Raw genomic sequence first — 18904 nt, 5'->3', positions numbered from 1 at the left:
TCGCCCTGCCATGCGCCCCATTCGCCAGCGTACCGCCCGCGCCGTTCTCTCGTTCGCACTGACCACCGGCCTTGCCGTCGCAGTGCCCGCGCTGATTGCGCCCATCGCCCTTGCGCAACCGGCGCCGGTAGCGTGGCAGATGGCTACCGAGTATCCGGCCACGTCGATGCCTGGCGAGGGATTGAGCACCTTTGCACAGGAGGTAGCCGCCCGCACGCAGGGCGCGCTGGCTCCGCATGCAACCTTTGATGCGGCGGCGGGATTCAAATCGGCGCAGATGCCGGCCGCGATTCGCGATGGCAAGCTGCAGGTCGGCGACGCATTCGGCGGGGCCCTGGGTGAAGTCGATCCGATCTTCCTGCTGTCGTCGCTGCCGTTTGTCGCCACGTCAGTCGACCAGGCCCGTCGACTGGCCGATCTGGCGCGCGCCGATTACGCCAGGGCCTTCGAAAGGCAGGGGCAGCGCCTGCTCTACATCACGCCGTGGCCGCCCACCGGGCTTTGGTCGCGCAATGCAGTGGGGTCGCTCGACGCGCTACGCGCCTTGTCGGTGCGTGCCTACGACGAGACGTCGGCCGAAGTCATGCGCGCAGCTGGCGCCAAGGCGCAGAGCCTGTCGTTTGCCGATGCCATGCCGCGCCTGAAGGACGGCTCGGTCAATGCCGTGCTGTCGTCGGGCGATGGTGGCGCGGGCCGCAAGCTGTGGGATTACCTGCCCCACTTCACGGCCATCGGCTATGCCATGCCGCTATCGTTCACGACGATCAACCTCGCTGCGTGGCAGGCCCTGACGCCCGCCCAGCGCGACGCCGTCGCGGCGGCGGGCAAGGCGACCGAAGACCGCCAGTGGGCCCGGCTGAACACGCGACTGGCGGAGAACACCGCCCGCATGCATGCCAATGGCGTCACGATCGAAGACCATCCGGCACCGGCCGTGCAGCAGGCCCTGCGCGACGCCGGCACGAGCGCGATCGGGCTCTGGCAATCCCGCGTCGGTGAACGCGGCGCGGCCTTGCTGAAAACGTACCTCAGTACCGAGGCTGGCTTGCGCTAGTTCGGTCTGGGTATCCCCGGCACGGTATCGCACGCAACGGCCGCCGTCTCCTCAGATGGTGGGACGCACCGCCATCCACCCTTCCACTTCGCTGGCGGCGGCGACTTGCTGGCCGATCGAATCGCCCAGGCGCGTGGCATCGGAATGGATCGAGTCGTGCTTGACTTCGGATACGCCATGCACGCCCGATCCCGCTGCGGCAGCTACCGCCACGTGACCGGCCACGGCGCCGACACCGGCCGTTTCGGCAACGCCCGGCATATGGCCGCTATCGGCATCGGCGTTGAAGCTCTGCAGCGGCACGGCCACGCCGTTGGCCGGCTTGTATGAAATCCGCACCTGCGTCACCACCTGGCTCTTTCCGGCACCCAGGCCAATCAGCAGACGGCGACGGCCGCTGCCTTCGTCGATCTTGCGGAAATCGCCGTCGACGATCACGGCGTTCACATTCGCCGGCGCCGGTGCGTCCGACCGCACCGCGTTCAGTCCCTTGGCCCGCAGCGTACGAACGATCTCGTTGGCGACCTGCTCGCGCGCCTCGGCTGCAGCCTCCGACTGCTCGCTGGCAGCCGAGCCACCGGTAGCCATCGTCTTCACCTTCTGCATCATGCCGCCGTCAAGCTGCACCTGGCCGGCATCGGCATGGAAAGCGTGTACGTAGATCACGTCCGCCTGCACCGATTCCATCAGGCCAGGCTGGTTGAGGCCGGTCACGCCGGCGTTGGCGTAGCCGGCAGCCAGCATCGCGCCGGTGGCGAATGCTGCGATGGTCAGGCGCTTGGTCTGGGCGGCGATGGTCTGGAAAGTGGTTTGCATCTCGACATCCTTCGTGGGGTTGGGCATCGCGCCTGACTTCTGCGGGGTATGCATGGCGGCGCGGTGACCAGAGTATGGAAAACACGCGCGCCAATCGCCAGGCAGCAATTATTTCGTCGGATGTCACGCGGAATGGGTGCCGGCATGGCACATGACGGCCAGCGGTCAGGCAGATGGGAGGGCCTTGCCACCCCGCCGACAAAATGCGCCGTATCCGCATCATCAAGTTATGTCGTCCGGGTTCGCCGGCAGCCTTCGAAATTTCCCGCAAACCCTTGCCAGGCGCGGATCTCAGGACCATGACATGTGGCGACATACTTCCCACGTGGCGCGCTGCCCCGTCGCCCCCTACAGTTGGCTCACCGACGCCGCGACTGCCAAGCCAGGCGTCACCGCCAAACCGAAAGGACGATCATGCAACTCCATAAAATCACCCTCCTGGTCACCGGCTTTGTCGTGACCGCGTCGATGGTCGAGGCCGCGTTCCTGGCCCGCAAGGCCCGCCAGCAAGGCAAGGCCTATCCGTGGCACGAAATGGGCCTGTCGCTGGTCGACATGATCGGCCGCAAGCTGATGGCATTCCTGCCGCTGTCGCTGGCCACGCCGATCTTCGCACTGGCCTGGCAGCACCGCATCTTCACCGTGGAGATCAACAGCGCGCTGGCCGTGCTGCTGCTCTTCGTCGGCCAGGAATTCTGCTACTACTGGTACCACCGCGCCTCGCACCGCATCCGCTTCTTCTGGGCCACGCACGCCGTGCACCACTCGCCCAATGAACTGACGCTGGGCACCGCCTATCGTCTGGGCTGGACCGGCAAGATCACCGGCACCGCCATCTTCTTCGCCCCGCTGGTGTTCCTGGGCGTGCGCCCCGAAGTGGTACTCGCCACGCTGAGCCTGAACCTGCTCTACCAGTTCTGGCTGCACACCACCTGGATTCCCAAGCTCGGCTGGCTCGAATACGTGTTCAACACCCCCTCGGCCCACCGTGTGCACCATGCCTCGAACGTTGACTATCTCGATGCCAACTACGGCGGCGTGCTGATCATCTTCGACCGCCTGTTCGGTACCTACGTGGCAGAGCGCGATGACGAACCGTGCCGCTTCGGCCTGGTACACCCGACCACCACGCACAACCCGCTGGTCAACCAGTTCGAACACTGGATCAGCCTGGGCAAGGACATGCTGGCATCGGGCAACGTGCTGAACGCCATGGGCTACCTGCTGATGCCTCCGGGCTGGGCACCGAACGGCCAGGGCACCACGACCGAAGAACTGCGCCAGCAGCAGAAGCTGCAACAGAGGCAGCAGGGACAGCAGATCGGCACTGAAATGGAGGGCAAGGTGGCAGTCGCGCAGTAAGGGGAGGTGCAGCGGCAGGAAAACGGGCAGCCAGTGCTGCCCGTTTTTCTTTTGCGGGCCATCAATGCCCGCCGACTGGTGGCCGGACGCCGCTAGCCGGATACCTCCTACCGCGCTGCCCAGTATTCCCGGAACGCCCCGCGCGGATCGTCCTGCGAGCGCGTGGCCGACGCCTCGCCGTCAAACACCAGCGTGGTGCGGCGCTCCGCCGTATAGGCGGGCCATGCCGGGGTGCGCGAATTGGCGGGGTCGCCCGTCGCCGCAAAGCTGATCCAGGCACTGGCCAGCTGGTCGGCCAGTCGCAGGCTGGCATCGCTGGGCCCGTTGAGCCCCATGCGGATATCGTGCAGGCTCGGCCCGATATCCACGCCATGCGGCGCGCCGTAGCGGCCGCCATATGCCGGGCTGGGTGTCTTCCACAGGTACGTCCAGACCGGCGCGCCCTTCCCGGTGGCGTGCGCGGCCGCCTTGCGGTCACTCTGCAACTGGGCACCGCGCCGGAACGTCATGTCGGTATCGATGCGCGCCTGCAGTACGAATGGCGTGGCGCGCGGATCTTCGTCGCGATACATCGCCACCAGCTTCGCGGCATCGCCCCCGACACGGTCCTGGGCAAAACGCAGCAGCCCCGCCTCGTCGAGATCGAAATTCACCTGGCGATACGCGCGCTCGTCGAGCGTGGTGCTGACGATCATCGGTACCTGGGCCGACATGGGCGGCGCATCGGGATCGAATGGATGGCGGGGGATCGCCACGCCGTCCACCACCGGAGCAAATGCGCGCGGCGCCTCGCCCTTTACACGGTCGGCATATTCGAACCGCATCTGCGCCGCCAGCAGTTGCTCGAACGGCATCGTGTGCAGGCGGTCGAGCGAACCCTTGCCGGCCTGCAGCGCCGCCAGGTACTTGCCGGCCACTTCGGTGGACTGCGCCGCCGTCATGGCACGGATTCCCGAGCCGCTCATCACGCCGGCGCGATGAAACAGCCCCTGTGCCGATGGCATTGCCATCAGCGTGCTGGTCTTCAGCCCGCCGCCGGACTGGCCGAAGACCAGCACGCGCGACGGATCGCCGCCAAACGACTCCGCGTTCTCGCGCACCCAGCGCAGCGCCGCGACGATATCGAGCATGCCTACCGCACCCGACTGCGCATAGCGCTCGCCACCAATCTCGGCCAGGTTGAGATAGCCGAACGCACCCAGCCGGTGGTTGATGGTGATGAACACGACATCCCCAAAGCGCGCCATCATCTCGCCGTCGAACTGCGGCGAGTTGCCCGATCCCGCATAGAACCCGCCGCCGTGCAGGTGTACCAGCACCGGGCGCTTCGCGCCTTTGGCGGGCGACGGCGTCCACAGGTTCAGCACCAGGCAGTCTTCGCCCATGCCGCCAGGCTGCAGGTCGTAGGCGATCAGGTCGGCATACGCACGCCGCCGGTCCGCCGGCAGCTGGGGCGCATAGTTGCCGTAGGCGGTGGCATCGCGCACGCCGCTCCACTTCTGCACTGGCTGCGGCGGCAGGAACCGATTGGCGCCGCTAGTGTCGGCACCGTAACGCAGGCCCTTGAACACGTGCACGCCGCCCGATTTGAGCCCGCGTACCTTGCCGTCGGCCGTCTCGACCACCGAGAACACCGGATCTTCGGTCATCGCCCGCGCCCCACCCGCCACCGTGCTGCCCGCCGCCAGCGCGGCCGCTGACTTCAGCCACTGCCGCCGCGACATTCCCCTCTGCCCCATTGCTGCCCCCTTTATGGTTTCTCGCTGTCTTTTTGTCGTGTTTTGTCCTGCTCCAGCCTGTGCCGCTGTCAGCGGCCGGTGAATGCCGGGCGGCGCTTCTCCTTCCAGGCCAGCGCCCCTTCCCGGATATCGTCCGACTGCGTGGCGCGGCGAATGTCGTCGGCCAGCGCTTGCGCATCCAGGTCCCCTCGCGCAATGGCATTCAGGTGCCGCTTCATGCCTTGCACGGCAATCGGTGCCAGGCCCGCGACCGTCTCGGCGAGCTGGCTGATGCGCTCGCGTAGCCGGTCGGCTGGCAGCAGTTCGGTCAGGAAGCCGCACGACAGCATCTCGGGCGCCTGGATCTTCTCTGCCGTCAGGAACAGGCGCTTGGCCTGGTTCAGGCCCAGCCGCGTGACGTAGCGGCGCATGCCGCGTTCATAGAAATGCAGGCCCAGCCGCGCGGCCGGCATGAACATCTCCACGGCATCGGTGCCCAGCCTGAAGTCGCAGGCCAGCGACAGGTCGGTGCCGCCTCCGTAGACCCCGCCCTGGATCTCGGCGATGGTCACGGCACGGCAATCCTCCAGGGCGTTGACCAGCGGCTCGAACCCCGCGCCGCGCTGGCCGGCAGCCAGCTTGCCGATATCAAAGCCACTGCAGAAATACTTGCCCGTGCTGCGCAGCATCACCGCGCGGACGTCACTGGCATTGATGGTGTCGATGTGCTGCAGCAATACCTGCAGGTCGTCGGGGCCCAGCCGGTTGGCCACATCGGGACGCTGCAGCGTCAGCGTGGCGACGTGGGCGGAAATATCAAGAGTGGGAAGCGAGCCTTCGGAAGCCATGCGTGGGGTCTCCAGTATGAAATAGGTATCAGGTATCAGGTGTCAGGTGTCACGCGGCAGGCGTGGCCGCCCCGTGGTGGTGTTGGATCGATTGCCGTTGCCTTAGCGCGTCATCGAACCGGTCGATGCGGGCATGGGCGAATGCCGGGCGCTGCTGCACGCGTTGCCACCAATCCGCCACCGCCGGCGCAACGTCGCCAGCCAAGGCCTCGGGGGCCAGTTCGGCGAGCCGGGCAATAAAGGGGATGGCCGCGATATCGGCCAGCGTATGGCGCGCACCCAGCAGCCACGGGCCCGTGCCGAGCATCGCTTCCATCTTCGGTATCAATGCGAGCAGCGCGCGGAGCGCCTCGGCCTTTTCCTCGTCCGAGTATGGCTGTCGCGCGATACGGCGCCACGCCTCGCGCCGTTCCGCCGTGGGAATGCGTGCGAGCCGCGCAGCCAGGTCGGCGTCGTTCCATTGCGCCGCCACCGGTTGCAACGCGATGCTCCAGTTCAGCACCAGCAAGTTCGGCAGCAGCTTTTCGTCCGTCCAGCGAATGAAGTTGCGCATCGAGGCCCGCGCATACGGATCGTCCGGACGCAGTGGCGGCGTCGGCGCGATGTCGTCCAGGTATTCGCAGATGGTGGCGCTTTCATACAGGAAGCGGCCATCGTCGAGCACCAGCGCGGGCACCACGCCGTTCGGGTTCATCGCCAGGAACGCCGGGGAATGGTGCTCCTGCGCAGCCATGTCGACGGGGACGCTCTCGTAGCCGAGAGCCTTTTCGGCCAGGCACAGGCGTACGCGGCGCGACGCGCTCGACAGCCAGCCGTGGAACAGTTTCATGGGCCGGGTCTCCGGTCAGGGAATCAGCACGGTGGCGCCCGTCGTGGCGCGCCCTTCGAGCATGCGATGGGCGTGGCGCACATCCGCCAGCGCAAAGGTCTGCCCGACTTCCAGCTTCAACTGGCCGGCCGCCACCGCTGCGAACAGCGCGCTCGCTGCACCGCGCAGCGACGCGGCATCGGCGATGAACGTGCGCAGCGTGGGGCGCGACACGATCAGCGACCGTGCATGCAGCAACTGCAAGTCGAATGCCTCCACATCGCCGGACGCCGTACCGTAGTTGATCGCCATGCCGCATGGCTTCAGGCATTGCAGCGACGGCACGAACACGTCCTTGCCAACGGCGTCGTAGACCACGGACACGCCCTTGCCCTGCGTAAGCGCCATGACCTCCGACACGAAGTCGGTCTCGCGATAGTCGATCACGTGGTGGCAACCGTTGTGCAGGGCCACGGCGCGCTTGGCTTCGCTGCCCACCGTGCCGATCACCGTTGCGCCCAGCGCGCGCGCCCATTGCGACAGCAGCACTCCCATGCCGCCGGCGGCCGCGTGCACAAGCACCACGTCTGCGGGCTGCACCACGTAGAGCCGCCGCAACAGGTATTCGGCGGTCAGCCCGCGCAACAGCGTCGCGCCGGCCACCTGCTCGGAAATGGGTTCCGGCAACGGTACGACGCGATCGGCCGGCACGTTGCGCGTGACCTGATAGGCGCCGGGGTGCATGCAGGCCACGCGCTGGCCCACGGCGATGCCCGCCACGTCGGGCCCCGTTGCCGTGACCACACCCGCGCCCACCGATCCCGGCGTGATGGGAAATGGCGCGGCCCCATGCGGGCCGTGCGCGCCCTTGCGCTGGTAGATGTCCGCGAAGTTCAGGCCAATGGCCGACTGCCGGATCTGCACCTCCGTACCAGAGGGTGCATCAACAGACACTTCATCGAGATCGAGCACATCGGCGTCGCCGTGGCTCTTTATACGGACTGAGATCGTATGCATACGGTCAGATATCTCCAGGCTGACGGGATCGCATCTCCGGCAATTCCCGCCAATGCTTCGCGGCGGCGTCGCCATTTCGCCCCACTCGGGCAACGACGGGCCGGTGAAGCGTAGCGCATGCGGGACGCTGCCGCATCATGGTAAATCCGTATACGTATATTTATGAATGCCATCCGTATACTTTTACATCTGTACAACCACGCGCAAACGAAGTCCGGAAAAGAACCCATGACCCAAGACGCATCACTCCCACTGGCCGGCTATACCGTCCTGGACCTTTCGATTGCCCGCGCCGGCCCCGTTGCCGTGCGGCTGCTGGCTGACTGGGGTGCCGACGTCATCCGCATCGAGCCGCCGCCGCCGCGCGACCGCGGATCGGTCACCGGGCGCCGGCGCGGATCGGACGAACAGAACCTGCATCGCAACAAGCGCAGCCTCTGCCTGGACCTCAAGACGCCGGAGGGCGCAGAAATCCTGGCCACGCTGGTGCGCAAGGCCGACGTCGTGGTCGAGAATTTCCGCTCCGTCGTGAAAGAGCGGCTGGGCCTGACATATGAGCGGCTGAGTGTCCTGAACCCCCGCGTCGTGCTTGCCAGCATCTCGGGCTTTGGTCAGGACGGACCCTATTGCGAGCGCCCCGGGCTCGACCAGATCGTACAAGGCATGTGCGGACTCAGTTCGGTGACCGGCATGCCCGGCGACGGCCCGCTGCGCGTCGGCATTGCCATCTCCGACACCACGGCCGGCATGTTCCTTGGGCAAGGCATCCTGCTGGCGCTGCTGCAGCGGGAACGCACCGGGCGCGGCCAATGGGTGCACACGTCGTTGATCGAGGCGATGCTCAACAAGCTCGATTTCCAGGGCGCGCGCTATACGGTGGACGGCGTGGTGCCGACGCAGCAGGGCAATGCCCACCCCACGCTTGCACCGATGGGCACCTACCGGTGCCGTGACGGGGTGGTCAACATCGCCGCCAGCACCGACCGCATGTGGATGAATTTCTGCCAGGCGCTGGGCGCCGACGCGCTGGGGGCCGATACGTCCCTGCACAGTGCGGCGGGCCGCAACAGCCAGCGCGAACACCTCGAAGCGGCCATCAATGCCTGTACCGAAGCATTCACCGCCGCCGAACTGACCGAGCGGCTCAACGCGGTTGGCGTGCCATGCGGCCCGGTCTTCGATATCGGCCAGGCCTTCGAGGACGCGCAGGTCCGGCATCTGCGCATGACACGCCCGGCCGAGCATCCCGTGCTGGGCTCGCTGGCGTTGCTGCGCTCGCCGATCAACCTTTCGGCGGCGCCACACCCGGAGCGGTTTGACAGCGCCGCTCCCGATCCCGGCGCTCATACCGACACCATCCTGCGCGATCTGGGCTATGACGACGCCCGCATCGCAGCACTGCGGGACGCCCACATCGCGGCCTAGCGCTCCGCCCAGCCACCCGGGCCACATGATGACCCACACCAGAACGACAACACGGAGACAACCGATGAACCCTCGACGCCCGCGCGCCTGGTGCGCGCTTGCCGCCGCCGGCCTGGCGATATCGTTCGCACAGCCGGCGCTCGCTGCCGACGACTATCCCACCCGCCCCATCCGCATACTGGTCGGCTACACGCCGGCAGGCGCGGCCGATTATGTGGCGCGCATCTTCGGCGAAGCACTGTCCAGGCAACTGGGTCAGACGGTCGTGATCGACAACAAGCCTGGCGCAGGCAGCACGCTCGCCTCGGCGGCACTATCCAGCGCCCCACCGGACGGATATACGCTGGCGCTCGCCACGGCCACGCTGTATGGCATCGACCAGCGCCTCTACAAGGCGCGCTACAAGGGCGAAGATTTCACCCCGATCACACGGCTGACGGTGTCGCCGCTGATCCTGGCCGTCAACAAGAATCTTGGCGTCTCCGATGTCAAGGCGCTCGTGACCAGGGCCAAGGCCGACCCGGGCAAGTTCAACTACTCGTCGTCAGGCGTTGGCGGTTCGCCGCATGTGGCCGGGCTGCTGTTCGAGAAAGCCACCGGCGTGCGCATGACCCACGTTCCCTACAAGGGCGGCGCGCCGGCCCTGCAGGCCGTGGCCGCCGGCGAGGTGCAGATGTCGTTTGGCACGGCGGCTTCCGTATTGCCGATGGGCTCGCAAGGGATTGTCAGGATGATCGGGGTGACCACGCCCAGGCCGTCGGAAGTGGCGCCGGGCCTGCCATCCCTGGCCGAAACGGGTCTGCCCGGGTTCAACTTCACGTTCTGGTTCGGCCTGTACGGCCCGGCGGGACTGCCGCCTGAAATCCGCGACCGGATCTTTGCCGCCGCAAGCAAGGCGATGGCCGACCCGCAGATCCGCGCCAAACTGGCCTCGAATGGCAGCGAAGTGTCGCTATCGGAATCGCCGGCGGCATTTGGGGCATGGGCCCAGGCCGATGGCCGCAACGCACTCGACCGTATCGTCCAGGCCGGTGTGAAGATCGACTGAGGCTCGACCGGCAGGGTCGGCCGGGGGGATGCACCTTCCCCCGGCGCGGTTCAGCGCCGCGCCCGGGTGCGCCCGGCGCCATCACCGGGCATCGACGCAATCATGTCCGCATAGACATCGCCGCCGGTGGCGATATGCCGCACCATGGCGGCCGCGGCATCGTCCTCGCTGCCACGCAGGATAGCCTCCAGCACCTGCTCGTGCTCGGCCAGCGAGGCAAGGATGCGGGCCGGCTTCTCGAAGCGCAGGTCGCGCATGCCGCGCATCCGCGCACGCATCGTCCGGATCTGGCGCGACAGGATATCGTTGCAGCTGGCTTCGTAGATCAGATGGTGGAAGGCGTCGTTGGCCCGGCGATAGGCATCGCCATCGGCCTGTTCCGCTGCTGCCCGGCATGCATCCAGCGCGGCCTCCATCGCCTTGCGCTGGGGCGGCGAGATACGCCGGGCCGCCAGCCGCGCCGACAGCGACTCCAGTTGCACGAGGATTTCGCTCATGGCCACGTACTCGCGCAGCGAGATCGACGCCACGATGGCCCCCTGGCGCGGCACGAGATCCACCAGCCCGGCGGATTCCAGCTGGATCAGCGCTTCACGCACCGGCGTGCGCGACACATTGAAGCGCGCCAGCAACTGCTGCTCCTCCAGCTGCGTGCCACTGGGCAGCTTGCCGCTCAGAATGTCCTGCTCGATCGCAGCGCGGATCGTATCGGACAAGCTCTTCTTATCTTCGGGCATGAAAACACGGCGAACGCGGAGTGGAGATGGCGCGATTCTACTCCTGCCGGCACGTTCGTATGCACAATCCCGCGCTATGTGCACAAATGCGCCCCCACCGTGTTGTTCCGGGTGCCACTTCGGGTCGTCGCGCGGATACGCCTGACCTTCTTCGACAAGGGACCGGGCCCTGCCGCACGGGCAGGGCCGGCTCGTCACGCTATTTCTGGTCGGTCTCCGAATACCAGTAGATACGCTTGCGCTTGCCCACACCGGTCAGTGCCACCTTCTGCACGCCCAGCGCAGACTTGTCGTCCCCCCCTGCGCTGCTGGTCTGGTTGCCCACGCCGAACAGCACCGGCACCACCACGTGCTGCCCATCCTTGTCGACGCTGACCACGCCGAACACCGGCGACGGGGGGAACCCGCCACCGTCCAGGATGATGGAGCGATCGGGATTCTGCCCTGCGCTGGTCAGGAAGCTATATGCATAGCTGCGCGCCGTGCCAAGGTTGGGGTAGCACACGCCGGTCTTGGGCACCGAAGGCGTATTGGTCCCGATATTGGTATTGCCGGCGACGGTCAGCGGCGCGTTCACGGCCTTTTCGCCCGGATTCACCAGTGTGATGTAGAAACCCGAGCGCGAGCCGTCGTACCCGGCCGTGGTGGCGTCGACCAGGCTCGCTTCCGTCAACGGCGTCCAGAGCGCCGGCATGCGCGACGTGTTTGTATCGCGGATCATGTAGAGCCGGTTGACCACGTTGTAGGCCGTGCCCGGCGTGGAGGAGGCCGAGTAAAGCGGATGCTCGCGGTCGCCGGAACCCAGGGACACCGCATCGTAGCCGCGCGTGGAAATCACGTCGGGCGCATAGAAGAACTTGCGCGCATTGTTGGTGTTCGCAGCGCCGCCCAGTGCCGCAAGCTTGTTCATCGTCCAGTTGGCTGGGGCATTGCCGCCGGCAGTTTCGAAATCGGCGCGCCAGACGTTGCCGCCCAGGTCGCCAACGTAGATCCGCTCCACATAGCCATCGCTGTCGCGGTCAAGCGTGGTCACGTCCGACGGAATGGCGCGGGCCAGCCCCGGCACCGCCGTGCAGGCTCCGGAGACACCAGCGCACGACGGCTGGGCCGCCCACACCAGGTTGCCCGTATAGGCGTCCAGGACCAGTAGGCCGCGACCCATGGTGTCGACGCCCGGCGCCGGGTCGCTGTCCTCGGCCGGATCGTAGCCCGCGCCCATGATGATGACCGGATTCGTGTTGCCGCGCACACGCGCCACCTTCGGCTGCGACCACGTCTGCCCCAGTTCCGGGATATCCGCATTGGTGCGCTTCCACACAAAACGCGGGCTCGTCGGGTTGGTGACGTCGATCGCATAGACCAGGCGGCCGCCGCGCCGCGCGGTCAGGTACAGCAGCACACGCGGGTTGGCCGGATCACGCTGGTCCTGCATCACCGTGGTGCTACCGTCAAAGAAGTAATCGCGCGGCTTGGGCTCCGGCGAAATGCCGGCCGGCGTGGTCGACAGCTTGACCTCGGGCGTGTTCGTGTAGAGCCGGCTCAGCCTGTCCAGGAATTCCGGTGCGACAAAGCCCCACAACTCGCCGCCGGGCCGTACCGTGCCGATGCCCTGCGTCTGGTTGCCGTTCACCGCATGGAACACGCCGTCGTTGGTGCCGTAGAACACGACGACGCCCGTGGTACCGCCGTAGTTGACCACCGCCGGGCGCGAATGCAGCACATCGGCGTGGATCGACGAGCGTACCGTGACGGGCGAACCCGGACCAGCTTCGATTTCGGTGCCCGCGATGCTCTTGCTGTCGACCGCCGCCTCGTCCTGGCCGCGCATCCAGGCGATCAGCTTGGGCAATTCGGTCGCAGTAATCGTGGCGCCGCCGTTGGTGCCGCCGTTGAACGCCGCCAGCCCCGACGAGCCTGTCAGCCAGCTGTTCGACGTATCGAAGCTCGGGAACGCGGCAGACGCCGAACAATTGCCCACGCCATTGCAGGTCAGCAGCGTGCGCGAATCCTGGCTGGTCAGCCATTGCACGCGCATCATCTCGCCAACCCCGCCCTTTTCGACAATTTCCCCATCAGGCGTGTCGAGCTTCCATCCGGTGCCAGACGGGCTGTTCTGCCAATAGCCTGAGCCCGGCCAGTTCTTGACAGTACCGCCATAGGTTCCGCCCGAGAACGACAGCGGCGCGTCGGCGGTCCAGAAGCTCACCGAGTTGGCCGAGATGAACCCCGTCTGGGCATTGCTGATGGCCGCAGCGCCCAGCGAGTCCTGCATCACGAGCGTGCCGGTCGGGCCGTAGCCCACCTTGTACTGCTTGAGGTTGCCCATCCAGCGCGGGGCGGCCGATGCGTCCGGCCGGAACATGCCGATATACACCTGGTTCAGGAACTGCCCCTGCGCATTGACCGACGCCGGCAGGCTGACCGACGCAAACACGCTGTTCACGGCCTGCACTTCGTTGAAGATGGACAGCAGATCGGCCGCCAGGGTATTGGAGTCACCGAGCTGGACGGTATACGACTTGCCACCGCCGTTCGTGCCCATGCTTTGCGCCAGTTGCACGTAGTCGGGGTTCTTGCCATCGGTCACCGCAATCGTGTACGTCGTCACGTTCTGGCGGTTGTCCATGTTGCCCAGCACATCGGTCTGGTTCAGGAACCGCGCCCACTCGTCGCCCCAGTTGCTCTGGTACTTGGCATTCGTCGCCAGCACGATTTCCTGCTGCTGCGCCTTGGTGGCGCCCGCGCTGACCAGCGAGTCGAAGGCGTTCTGTCCGGTGTCCTGCGGCTTGCCGTTATTGACCGCGTTGCCGATATAGATGATGAAGTTGTGCTGGCACGGGTTGTCGATCGTCGACGTGTACTTGGTGCCGGACAGGCCGGTGTTGCCCGAAAAGTAGGCCCAGGCCTCCTGCATGGCGCCGCCTACCTGCGAGTTGTTCGAGTTGTCGGCCTGGCGGTCGATCGTTTTCAGGTAGGCCAGGAATGCGTCGATGCCATTGCCGTCCATCACCGGCAACTTGTACGGCGCGGCCGCCGGATAGCGCATCTTGCCGCCCGGGTTGCTGCCGGTGCCGAACATCATCAACCCGACGTTGATATTGCCGTAGAGCGTGGGAGACGTCCTGATCGAGTTGATCGCGTTATAGATGGCGCACTGCAGCGCCCCGACGTCCTTGCCGGCGTTGTTGCTGCTGACCACCCCGCTCGTGGAACAGGTGAAGCTGGCCGAAGCATCCCATGTCGACGCGTTGTCGAGGATGATCAGCACGTTTGGCTTGCCCGACTCCGGCTGCAGCCCCGTGTAGAGATCGATGTCCTCCGCCAGGCTCGGAGACGCCGCGGTAGCCAGGCTCAGGGCAAGGGCGATACAAAGCGAAGAGATGCGCATAGGTGCTGATGTCGGAAAAGCGGCGCGCTTGCACGCGGATTGGCGATCGGCCAGGTAACCCTTCAGCCGATCGGCCCAGGTCTTGGTTCAGGACGGACACGCAGTGCCATACGGCACGCGTACGGCAACCCCCTGATGCAGGGCCGCACGGGTGGCGGTCCCGGCGGTGTCGCTGACCGTCGCGGACACATCCCACTGCGTACCGTTGCACAGCGAATTGCCGCCACCGCCGGTGGTGGAAACGATGCCCGTGTTGTTGTTGCCGTTGCCCACGAAGCAGGACACGTCGTCGGCATTGCTGGTGTCGAGTTCGACGTTCTTGACCGGCTTGCTGGTTTCACAAACCGGCGCGGCCACCTGCGCCGTGTAGTCGGCATTGCCGTCGCCGGTCACGTCGACCGGCACGGTGCTGGCCACCGGCGCCGCCGTGAAGTCCTGGCTGATGACCTGCTCGATCGCCTGTTGCCCGGCGTGGCGAGCCTCCACGGTGTATTGCTGGTTGGCGGCCACCTTGGTATTGACCACGCCGGATCCCACCAGCGAGATGGTCAGCATCAGGAACACGACCAGGAAAACCAGCGTGATCAGCAGCGTGACCCCTTTCTGGCGTTTTTGGATCGGACTCATTGGGACTCCCGTGGACCCGCCACGTTGGCAACGCGGGCCAGTTCCGCATAGACGTGGCGCTTGTATCCGTCACGGAACGGGCCACTTGCCTCCGCCCGGCCAAGATCGTAGGTGCGCTGGTCGGTCCAGCCATCGGTCACCGTGGCGGTGCGGGCCAGCAGTTGCACCCTCACGGCGGTGACGTTGTGCCAGTTGGTCAGCGCCACGGACCAGTCGTAGCCCGGCACGCCGGTGCAGATGGCCGAATTGTCGGTACCGGGATCCGAGACGTAGCAGTCGGGCGCGCCGTTGCCATCGAGATCCATGCCGTACGACAGGTGCATGTCCTCGATGCCTTCCGCCACGGCCTGCACGCGGAAGCCGCCATTGAACAGCTCCGCCATCTTCAGCGTAGGCTTGCCGTCGCCAGTGCCGTTGCACTGGTCGCAGCCGGCCAGGTAGAAGATGCGTACCACTGCGGCACGCAGCTCGGCCGGCACCGTGCTGTCGCACGTCTTGGTGCGCAGCTTGAACGCCGGCGCACTGGCATCGAAAACCAGCGGCACGGTGTCGTCCGCACAAAGCGAAGCCTGCAGGTACGGTGTGCCGACCGCAGCCGCAGACACCGGCGTGGTGCTCACGCGCCGTACGGCCAGGATCTCGGACCCGGGAAGCAGGTTGGGCAGGCATGGCGCCACGGTGCCCGGCGCAAAACCCTGCACGGCAAGCGGCACGGTGGCGGGCGATCCCGAAAAGCCGAGCGACGCGGGGTCGGTGGCGCAAAGGTCGGGCGCCGAAACCACTGCACTGCTTTCCAGGTTGGAGAGACCGAAGAAGCCGGCCAGCTCCACCTCGCGACTCATGATGTCGAGCGAATACCGGCCGTTCTCGATCTGCTCGCCGCTGTTCGCAAAGGCATTGCGCGCACGGCTGGTATTGAAATACAGCGTCGCCAGTGCCGTGAGCAGCAACAGGCTCAGGGTCATCGACACCATCAGCTCCACCAGCGACAGACCTTGCTGGTGGCGCAACCGCGTGACATGCCTCACGGGAATTCGCCGCATCATGACAACACCCCGATGCGTACCTGTACGCTAACGGCACGGCGGTTCGCATCATTGCCGAACTGGTTCTGCCCGCAAGGCAGTGCTGGTGCCGCGGTCTTGGCCAGGCCTTGCCAGGCCACCGTGACACGATACGTCTGCGTGGTCGGATCGATCGCCTCGATACAGCCAAGCGCCCCGATCATCGCCCCCACCTTGTTGGATCCGTCGGCCTCCGCGCTGCCCTGCAGGGCTGCGCCCCACGACGCCAGGTCGGCGGCGGCCACCGCGCGTTGCGCGTCGGTACCCGCCGTGCACGTGGCCGGCGGCACGGTCGTGCTGCCGGCCACGGTGGCGTTCGCCCCGTTTGCGTAGCAGCCGATGACCTGCCGGTTGGCATTGAGCCGCGCCACCATGTCCTGCAGCAGCGTCAACGCCTGCCCGCGCTGGTACGACTCCATTTCAGTCTGGCCCGAGCGCGCGATCATTCCGGCCGTGCCGAGCAGCGCCACCAGCACGATCACGACCGAGACCAGCACCTCGATCAGCGTTGCGCCGCGCTGCGACGCACGCGTGCCGCTGCCGGGACGCGGACGGCAGCGAGTACGGACAGACGCGCTCATGAGCAAGCTCCGCTGACGGTGGCCACGCGGCCGGTGCCATTGATCTGGACGCAGACGATGTTCGACGTGCCGGTGTTCGACACCGACACCTGGAATGTCTGGCTGCCGTTTCCGGGCCGGCCGTCGTTGCCGACCCACAGCGAATTACCGCCACTGGTGCTGACGGTGATATCCGTATAGGGGCCATAGCCGCGCACGCGTTCGGTGCCAGAGGTAACCACCCAGCCTGCCGACCACGTCCCATCGGCGGACAGCGTCGTGATGCCATTGCGCTTGACCGCTTCGCTGCGCATCAGCGTGAACGCAGACGCCAGGTCGCTGGCGGCATTGCGCACACGCTGGCCGGCGATGAACTGCGAGAACGAAGGCGCTGCCATGGTGGCCATGACGGCCAGCACCAGCATCGTGACAACCAGTTCGGTCAGCGTGAAGCCCCTTGCCGCCGCCTTTGCGCCCACCCTGCTGCGCGGCCGGGTCGTCGTCATGCTTAGCGTCGCCGGCATGCGCTTATTTCCAGCAGCCGGCCTGCGCCGAACCGGTAGCAGTCTTGTCGCCCGCCTGATTGAGACCCAGCGTGCCACAGCTCGTATCGCGCGACGCCTGGTTACCGATGGGCGTGGCCGTGATCGTGTAGGCAGGCGGTGTAGCGGCTGCAATGGCGGTCAGCGTGACCTGGTAGTTCGCCGACACACTGGCCGGCGTGGCCGGTGCGTTCAGCGCAGCCAGGTTGACGGCATACGCGCGGTTGTCCACCATGAACCGTTCCTGCAGGCTCGCCAGTTCCAGCATGTAGGACTCGGCGGCCGCGCGGTTGCTGCGGACGACATAGCTTGTGTAGGATGGAAAAACGAATGCGGCAATGATGCCGATGATGGCAACCGTCACCATCAGTTCGACCAGCGTGAAGCCGCAAGATGGTGCGCGGGCGCGCGAGGTGCCGCCCATGCCAGACCCGATGATCCCGATTGGCGCAGGCGCGAACATGCGTCCGCAAACCGGCTGCCTTGTGGGGCTATGCTTGCCCATTTTTTTGCTCCCGTTCTTTCCGGCCGACCCTTAGCCGCGAGGAACTCTTGCCGCCGAGTGTAGAAGGAGCCCTCTAACAGAGTCAACGCCTTTTGAGTATCTGTTATGTACGGCGTTGCCGATTTGCAAATCGGTGCGAATTGCGCAGCCAGACACGCCGGCTGTCGTACGGTTTAATGCGTGATTAATATTCGGCCGGTAGCGTGATCCCGCCAATGACTTTCCGTTCCGGCACATGAGGCTGCTTCCTTTCCCATTAGGAAGCAGCCTGTTTTTTTGGCAGGGATCAGGCAGGTCCGGTCTGCACCGGCTGCATTGCCGGCCGGTCGCCATCCCCCTCGATCCGCAGCCTCGGCAGGAATTGCGGATACTCTCGCTGCATGAAGTCGATCAGCGCTTCGCGCACTGCGCAGCGCAAATCCCAGGCCAGTCCCGACGACGACGCCGTGCATAGCACGCGCAACTGCATCGTCTTGTCGGTGGTGTCGCTGACCACAAGGTTAAAGAATCGGCCATCCCACTCGGGACGCGCATGCACGATTCGCGTCAGCGCTTCGCGCAACGGCGCCAGCGGCATGCCGTAGTCCACATGGAAAAAGACCGACCCCATGATCTGCGCACTATTGCGGGTCCAGTTCTGGAATGGCTTCTCGATGAAATACTGCAGCGGAATGATAAGGCGCCGTTCGTCCCATATCTGCAGTACCACGTAGGTGCTGGTAATTTCCTCCACGCGCCCCCATTCGCCCTCGACGATCAGCACATCGTCAAGCCGCAAGGGCTGCGTCAGCGCCAGCTGCAACCCGGCGATCATGTTGCTGAACACGGGCTTGGCCGCAAAGCCGGCGATCAGGCCCACCACGCCGGCTGACGCCAGCAGGCTCGCACCTACCTGCCGGGCGCCCGGAAATGTCATCAGCAGCATCGCCGCACCCACCACGATGACCAGCGTCATGGCGATGCGCGAGATCACGCGCGTCTGGGTATGGATGCGGCGCGCGCCCATGTTGTCGGCCACATTGACCGGATGCTGATCCAGGATGCCCTGCGCAAACCCGGCGATGATGCGCACCAGCAGCCAGGTCATCGACACGATCATCAGCAGTCCGTTCAGGTGCCGGATGCTGTTGATCCAGACCAGATCGTCGGGCGCCGCCTGCCATGTGGTCTGCAGCAGGAACAGCGGCACCACGAGCCTGGCTGGCACGCGCGCCTTGACCACGATCGCATTGAGCACCGGCGTGTGCCGGGTCATCCGCAGCAGCAGCAGGCCGCCCAGCCTGTGGACAAGCAGCCCGAGAAGAATGGCGGCAACGGCACCCATCGCCGTGCCGAACCAGGGATGACTCACCACGATTGCCATGTTCATCTGTCGGAGTCTCTGC

17 protein-coding genes are annotated in these 18904 nt (G+C 65.9%); 4 read left to right on the top strand and 13 right to left on the bottom strand.

Going from position 1 to position 18904, the window contains the following annotated elements:
• Positions 1-10: 10 nt before the first annotated feature.
• Positions 11-1054, top strand: coding sequence for a TRAP transporter substrate-binding protein (locus tag ACOABP_RS18340; protein ID WP_474229306.1), 1044 nt, complete (start codon positions 11-13; stop codon positions 1052-1054).
• A 51-nt stretch (positions 1055-1105) separates the two neighbouring features.
• Here the strand turns inward: ACOABP_RS18340 and ACOABP_RS18335 are convergent, their stop codons facing one another.
• Positions 1106-1870, bottom strand: coding sequence for a DUF4410 domain-containing protein (locus ACOABP_RS18335; RefSeq protein WP_474229304.1), 765 nt, complete (start codon positions 1868-1870; stop codon positions 1106-1108).
• Between the two features lie 414 nt (positions 1871-2284).
• Between ACOABP_RS18335 and ACOABP_RS18330 the strand changes: the two genes are divergently transcribed.
• A complete protein-coding gene (locus ACOABP_RS18330; RefSeq protein WP_474229303.1) occupies positions 2285-3232 on the top strand; it encodes a sterol desaturase family protein in 948 nt (315 codons plus the stop codon).
• Positions 3233-3339: 107 nt separating this feature from the next.
• Here ACOABP_RS18330 and ACOABP_RS18325 read toward each other — a convergent pair whose 3' ends face one another.
• The 4 genes from ACOABP_RS18325 to ACOABP_RS18310 form a co-directional block, all read right to left on the bottom strand.
• Positions 3340-4956: a carboxylesterase/lipase family protein gene (locus ACOABP_RS18325; RefSeq protein WP_474229301.1), complete on the bottom strand. Its 1617-nt coding sequence runs from the start codon at positions 4954-4956 to the stop codon at positions 3340-3342.
• An 83-nt stretch (positions 4957-5039) separates the two neighbouring features.
• Complete coding sequence (locus ACOABP_RS18320; RefSeq protein WP_474229300.1) at positions 5040-5798, bottom strand: enoyl-CoA hydratase/isomerase family protein; 759 nt, start codon at positions 5796-5798, stop codon at positions 5040-5042.
• A 49-nt stretch (positions 5799-5847) separates the two neighbouring features.
• Positions 5848-6627, bottom strand: a complete 780-nt coding sequence (locus ACOABP_RS18315; RefSeq protein ID WP_474229298.1) for a glutathione S-transferase family protein — start codon at positions 6625-6627, stop codon at positions 5848-5850.
• 15 nt (positions 6628-6642) lie between these two features.
• Positions 6643-7623, bottom strand: coding sequence for a quinone oxidoreductase family protein (locus ACOABP_RS18310; RefSeq protein WP_474229297.1), 981 nt, complete (start codon positions 7621-7623; stop codon positions 6643-6645).
• A gap of 228 nt (positions 7624-7851) precedes the next feature.
• On the opposite strand from ACOABP_RS18310, the gene ACOABP_RS18305 reads away from it, so the two are divergent.
• Together ACOABP_RS18305 and ACOABP_RS18300 are read left to right on the top strand one after the other, a co-directional pair.
• The gene (locus ACOABP_RS18305; protein ID WP_474229296.1) at positions 7852-9048 is read left to right on the top strand and encodes a CaiB/BaiF CoA transferase family protein; all 1197 of its coding nucleotides are present in this window, start codon (positions 7852-7854) and stop codon (positions 9046-9048) included.
• Positions 9049-9112: 64 nt separating this feature from the next.
• The gene (locus ACOABP_RS18300; RefSeq protein WP_474229294.1) at positions 9113-10096 is read left to right on the top strand and encodes a Bug family tripartite tricarboxylate transporter substrate binding protein; all 984 of its coding nucleotides are present in this window, start codon (positions 9113-9115) and stop codon (positions 10094-10096) included.
• Positions 10097-10146: 50 nt separating this feature from the next.
• On the opposite strand, the gene ACOABP_RS18295 is transcribed toward ACOABP_RS18300, so the two are convergent.
• The 8 genes from ACOABP_RS18295 to ACOABP_RS18260 all read right to left on the bottom strand — a co-directional run bounded on the left by ACOABP_RS18295 (position 10147) and on the right by ACOABP_RS18260 (position 18888).
• Positions 10147-10833: a GntR family transcriptional regulator gene (locus tag ACOABP_RS18295; RefSeq protein ID WP_066740324.1), complete on the bottom strand. Its 687-nt coding sequence runs from the start codon at positions 10831-10833 to the stop codon at positions 10147-10149.
• Between the two features lie 199 nt (positions 10834-11032).
• A complete protein-coding gene (locus ACOABP_RS18290) occupies positions 11033-14221 on the bottom strand; it encodes a pilus assembly protein (RefSeq protein ID WP_474229293.1) in 3189 nt (1062 codons plus the stop codon).
• Between the two features lie 87 nt (positions 14222-14308).
• The gene (locus ACOABP_RS18285; protein WP_474229292.1) at positions 14309-14848 is read right to left on the bottom strand and encodes a pilus assembly PilX family protein; all 540 of its coding nucleotides are present in this window, start codon (positions 14846-14848) and stop codon (positions 14309-14311) included.
• Positions 14845-15891, bottom strand: coding sequence for a PilW family protein (locus tag ACOABP_RS18280; protein WP_474230439.1), 1047 nt, complete (start codon positions 15889-15891; stop codon positions 14845-14847). Before ACOABP_RS18280 ends, ACOABP_RS18285 begins: the two co-directional genes overlap by 4 nt.
• Entirely contained in the window at positions 15891-16493 is a 603-nt protein-coding gene (pilV, locus tag ACOABP_RS18275) for a type IV pilus modification protein PilV (protein ID WP_474229291.1), read from the bottom strand. The genes ACOABP_RS18280 and pilV overlap by 1 nt, the downstream gene beginning before the upstream one ends.
• Positions 16490-16978, bottom strand: a complete 489-nt coding sequence (locus ACOABP_RS18270) for a GspH/FimT family pseudopilin (RefSeq protein WP_474229290.1) — start codon at positions 16976-16978, stop codon at positions 16490-16492. The genes pilV and ACOABP_RS18270 overlap by 4 nt, the downstream gene beginning before the upstream one ends.
• Before the next feature lie 22 nt (positions 16979-17000).
• Positions 17001-17438, bottom strand: a complete 438-nt coding sequence (locus tag ACOABP_RS18265; protein WP_474230438.1) for a type IV pilin protein — start codon at positions 17436-17438, stop codon at positions 17001-17003.
• 367 nt (positions 17439-17805) lie between these two features.
• Positions 17806-18888: a mechanosensitive ion channel family protein gene (locus ACOABP_RS18260; RefSeq protein WP_474229289.1), complete on the bottom strand. Its 1083-nt coding sequence runs from the start codon at positions 18886-18888 to the stop codon at positions 17806-17808.
• Between the last annotated feature and the right edge of the window lie 16 nt (positions 18889-18904).

It is taken from the genome of Cupriavidus sp. HE11 (genome assembly GCF_056097175.1).
Note: the sequence above shows the minus strand (reverse complement) of the source record. Positions and strands in the feature narration are given on the sequence as shown.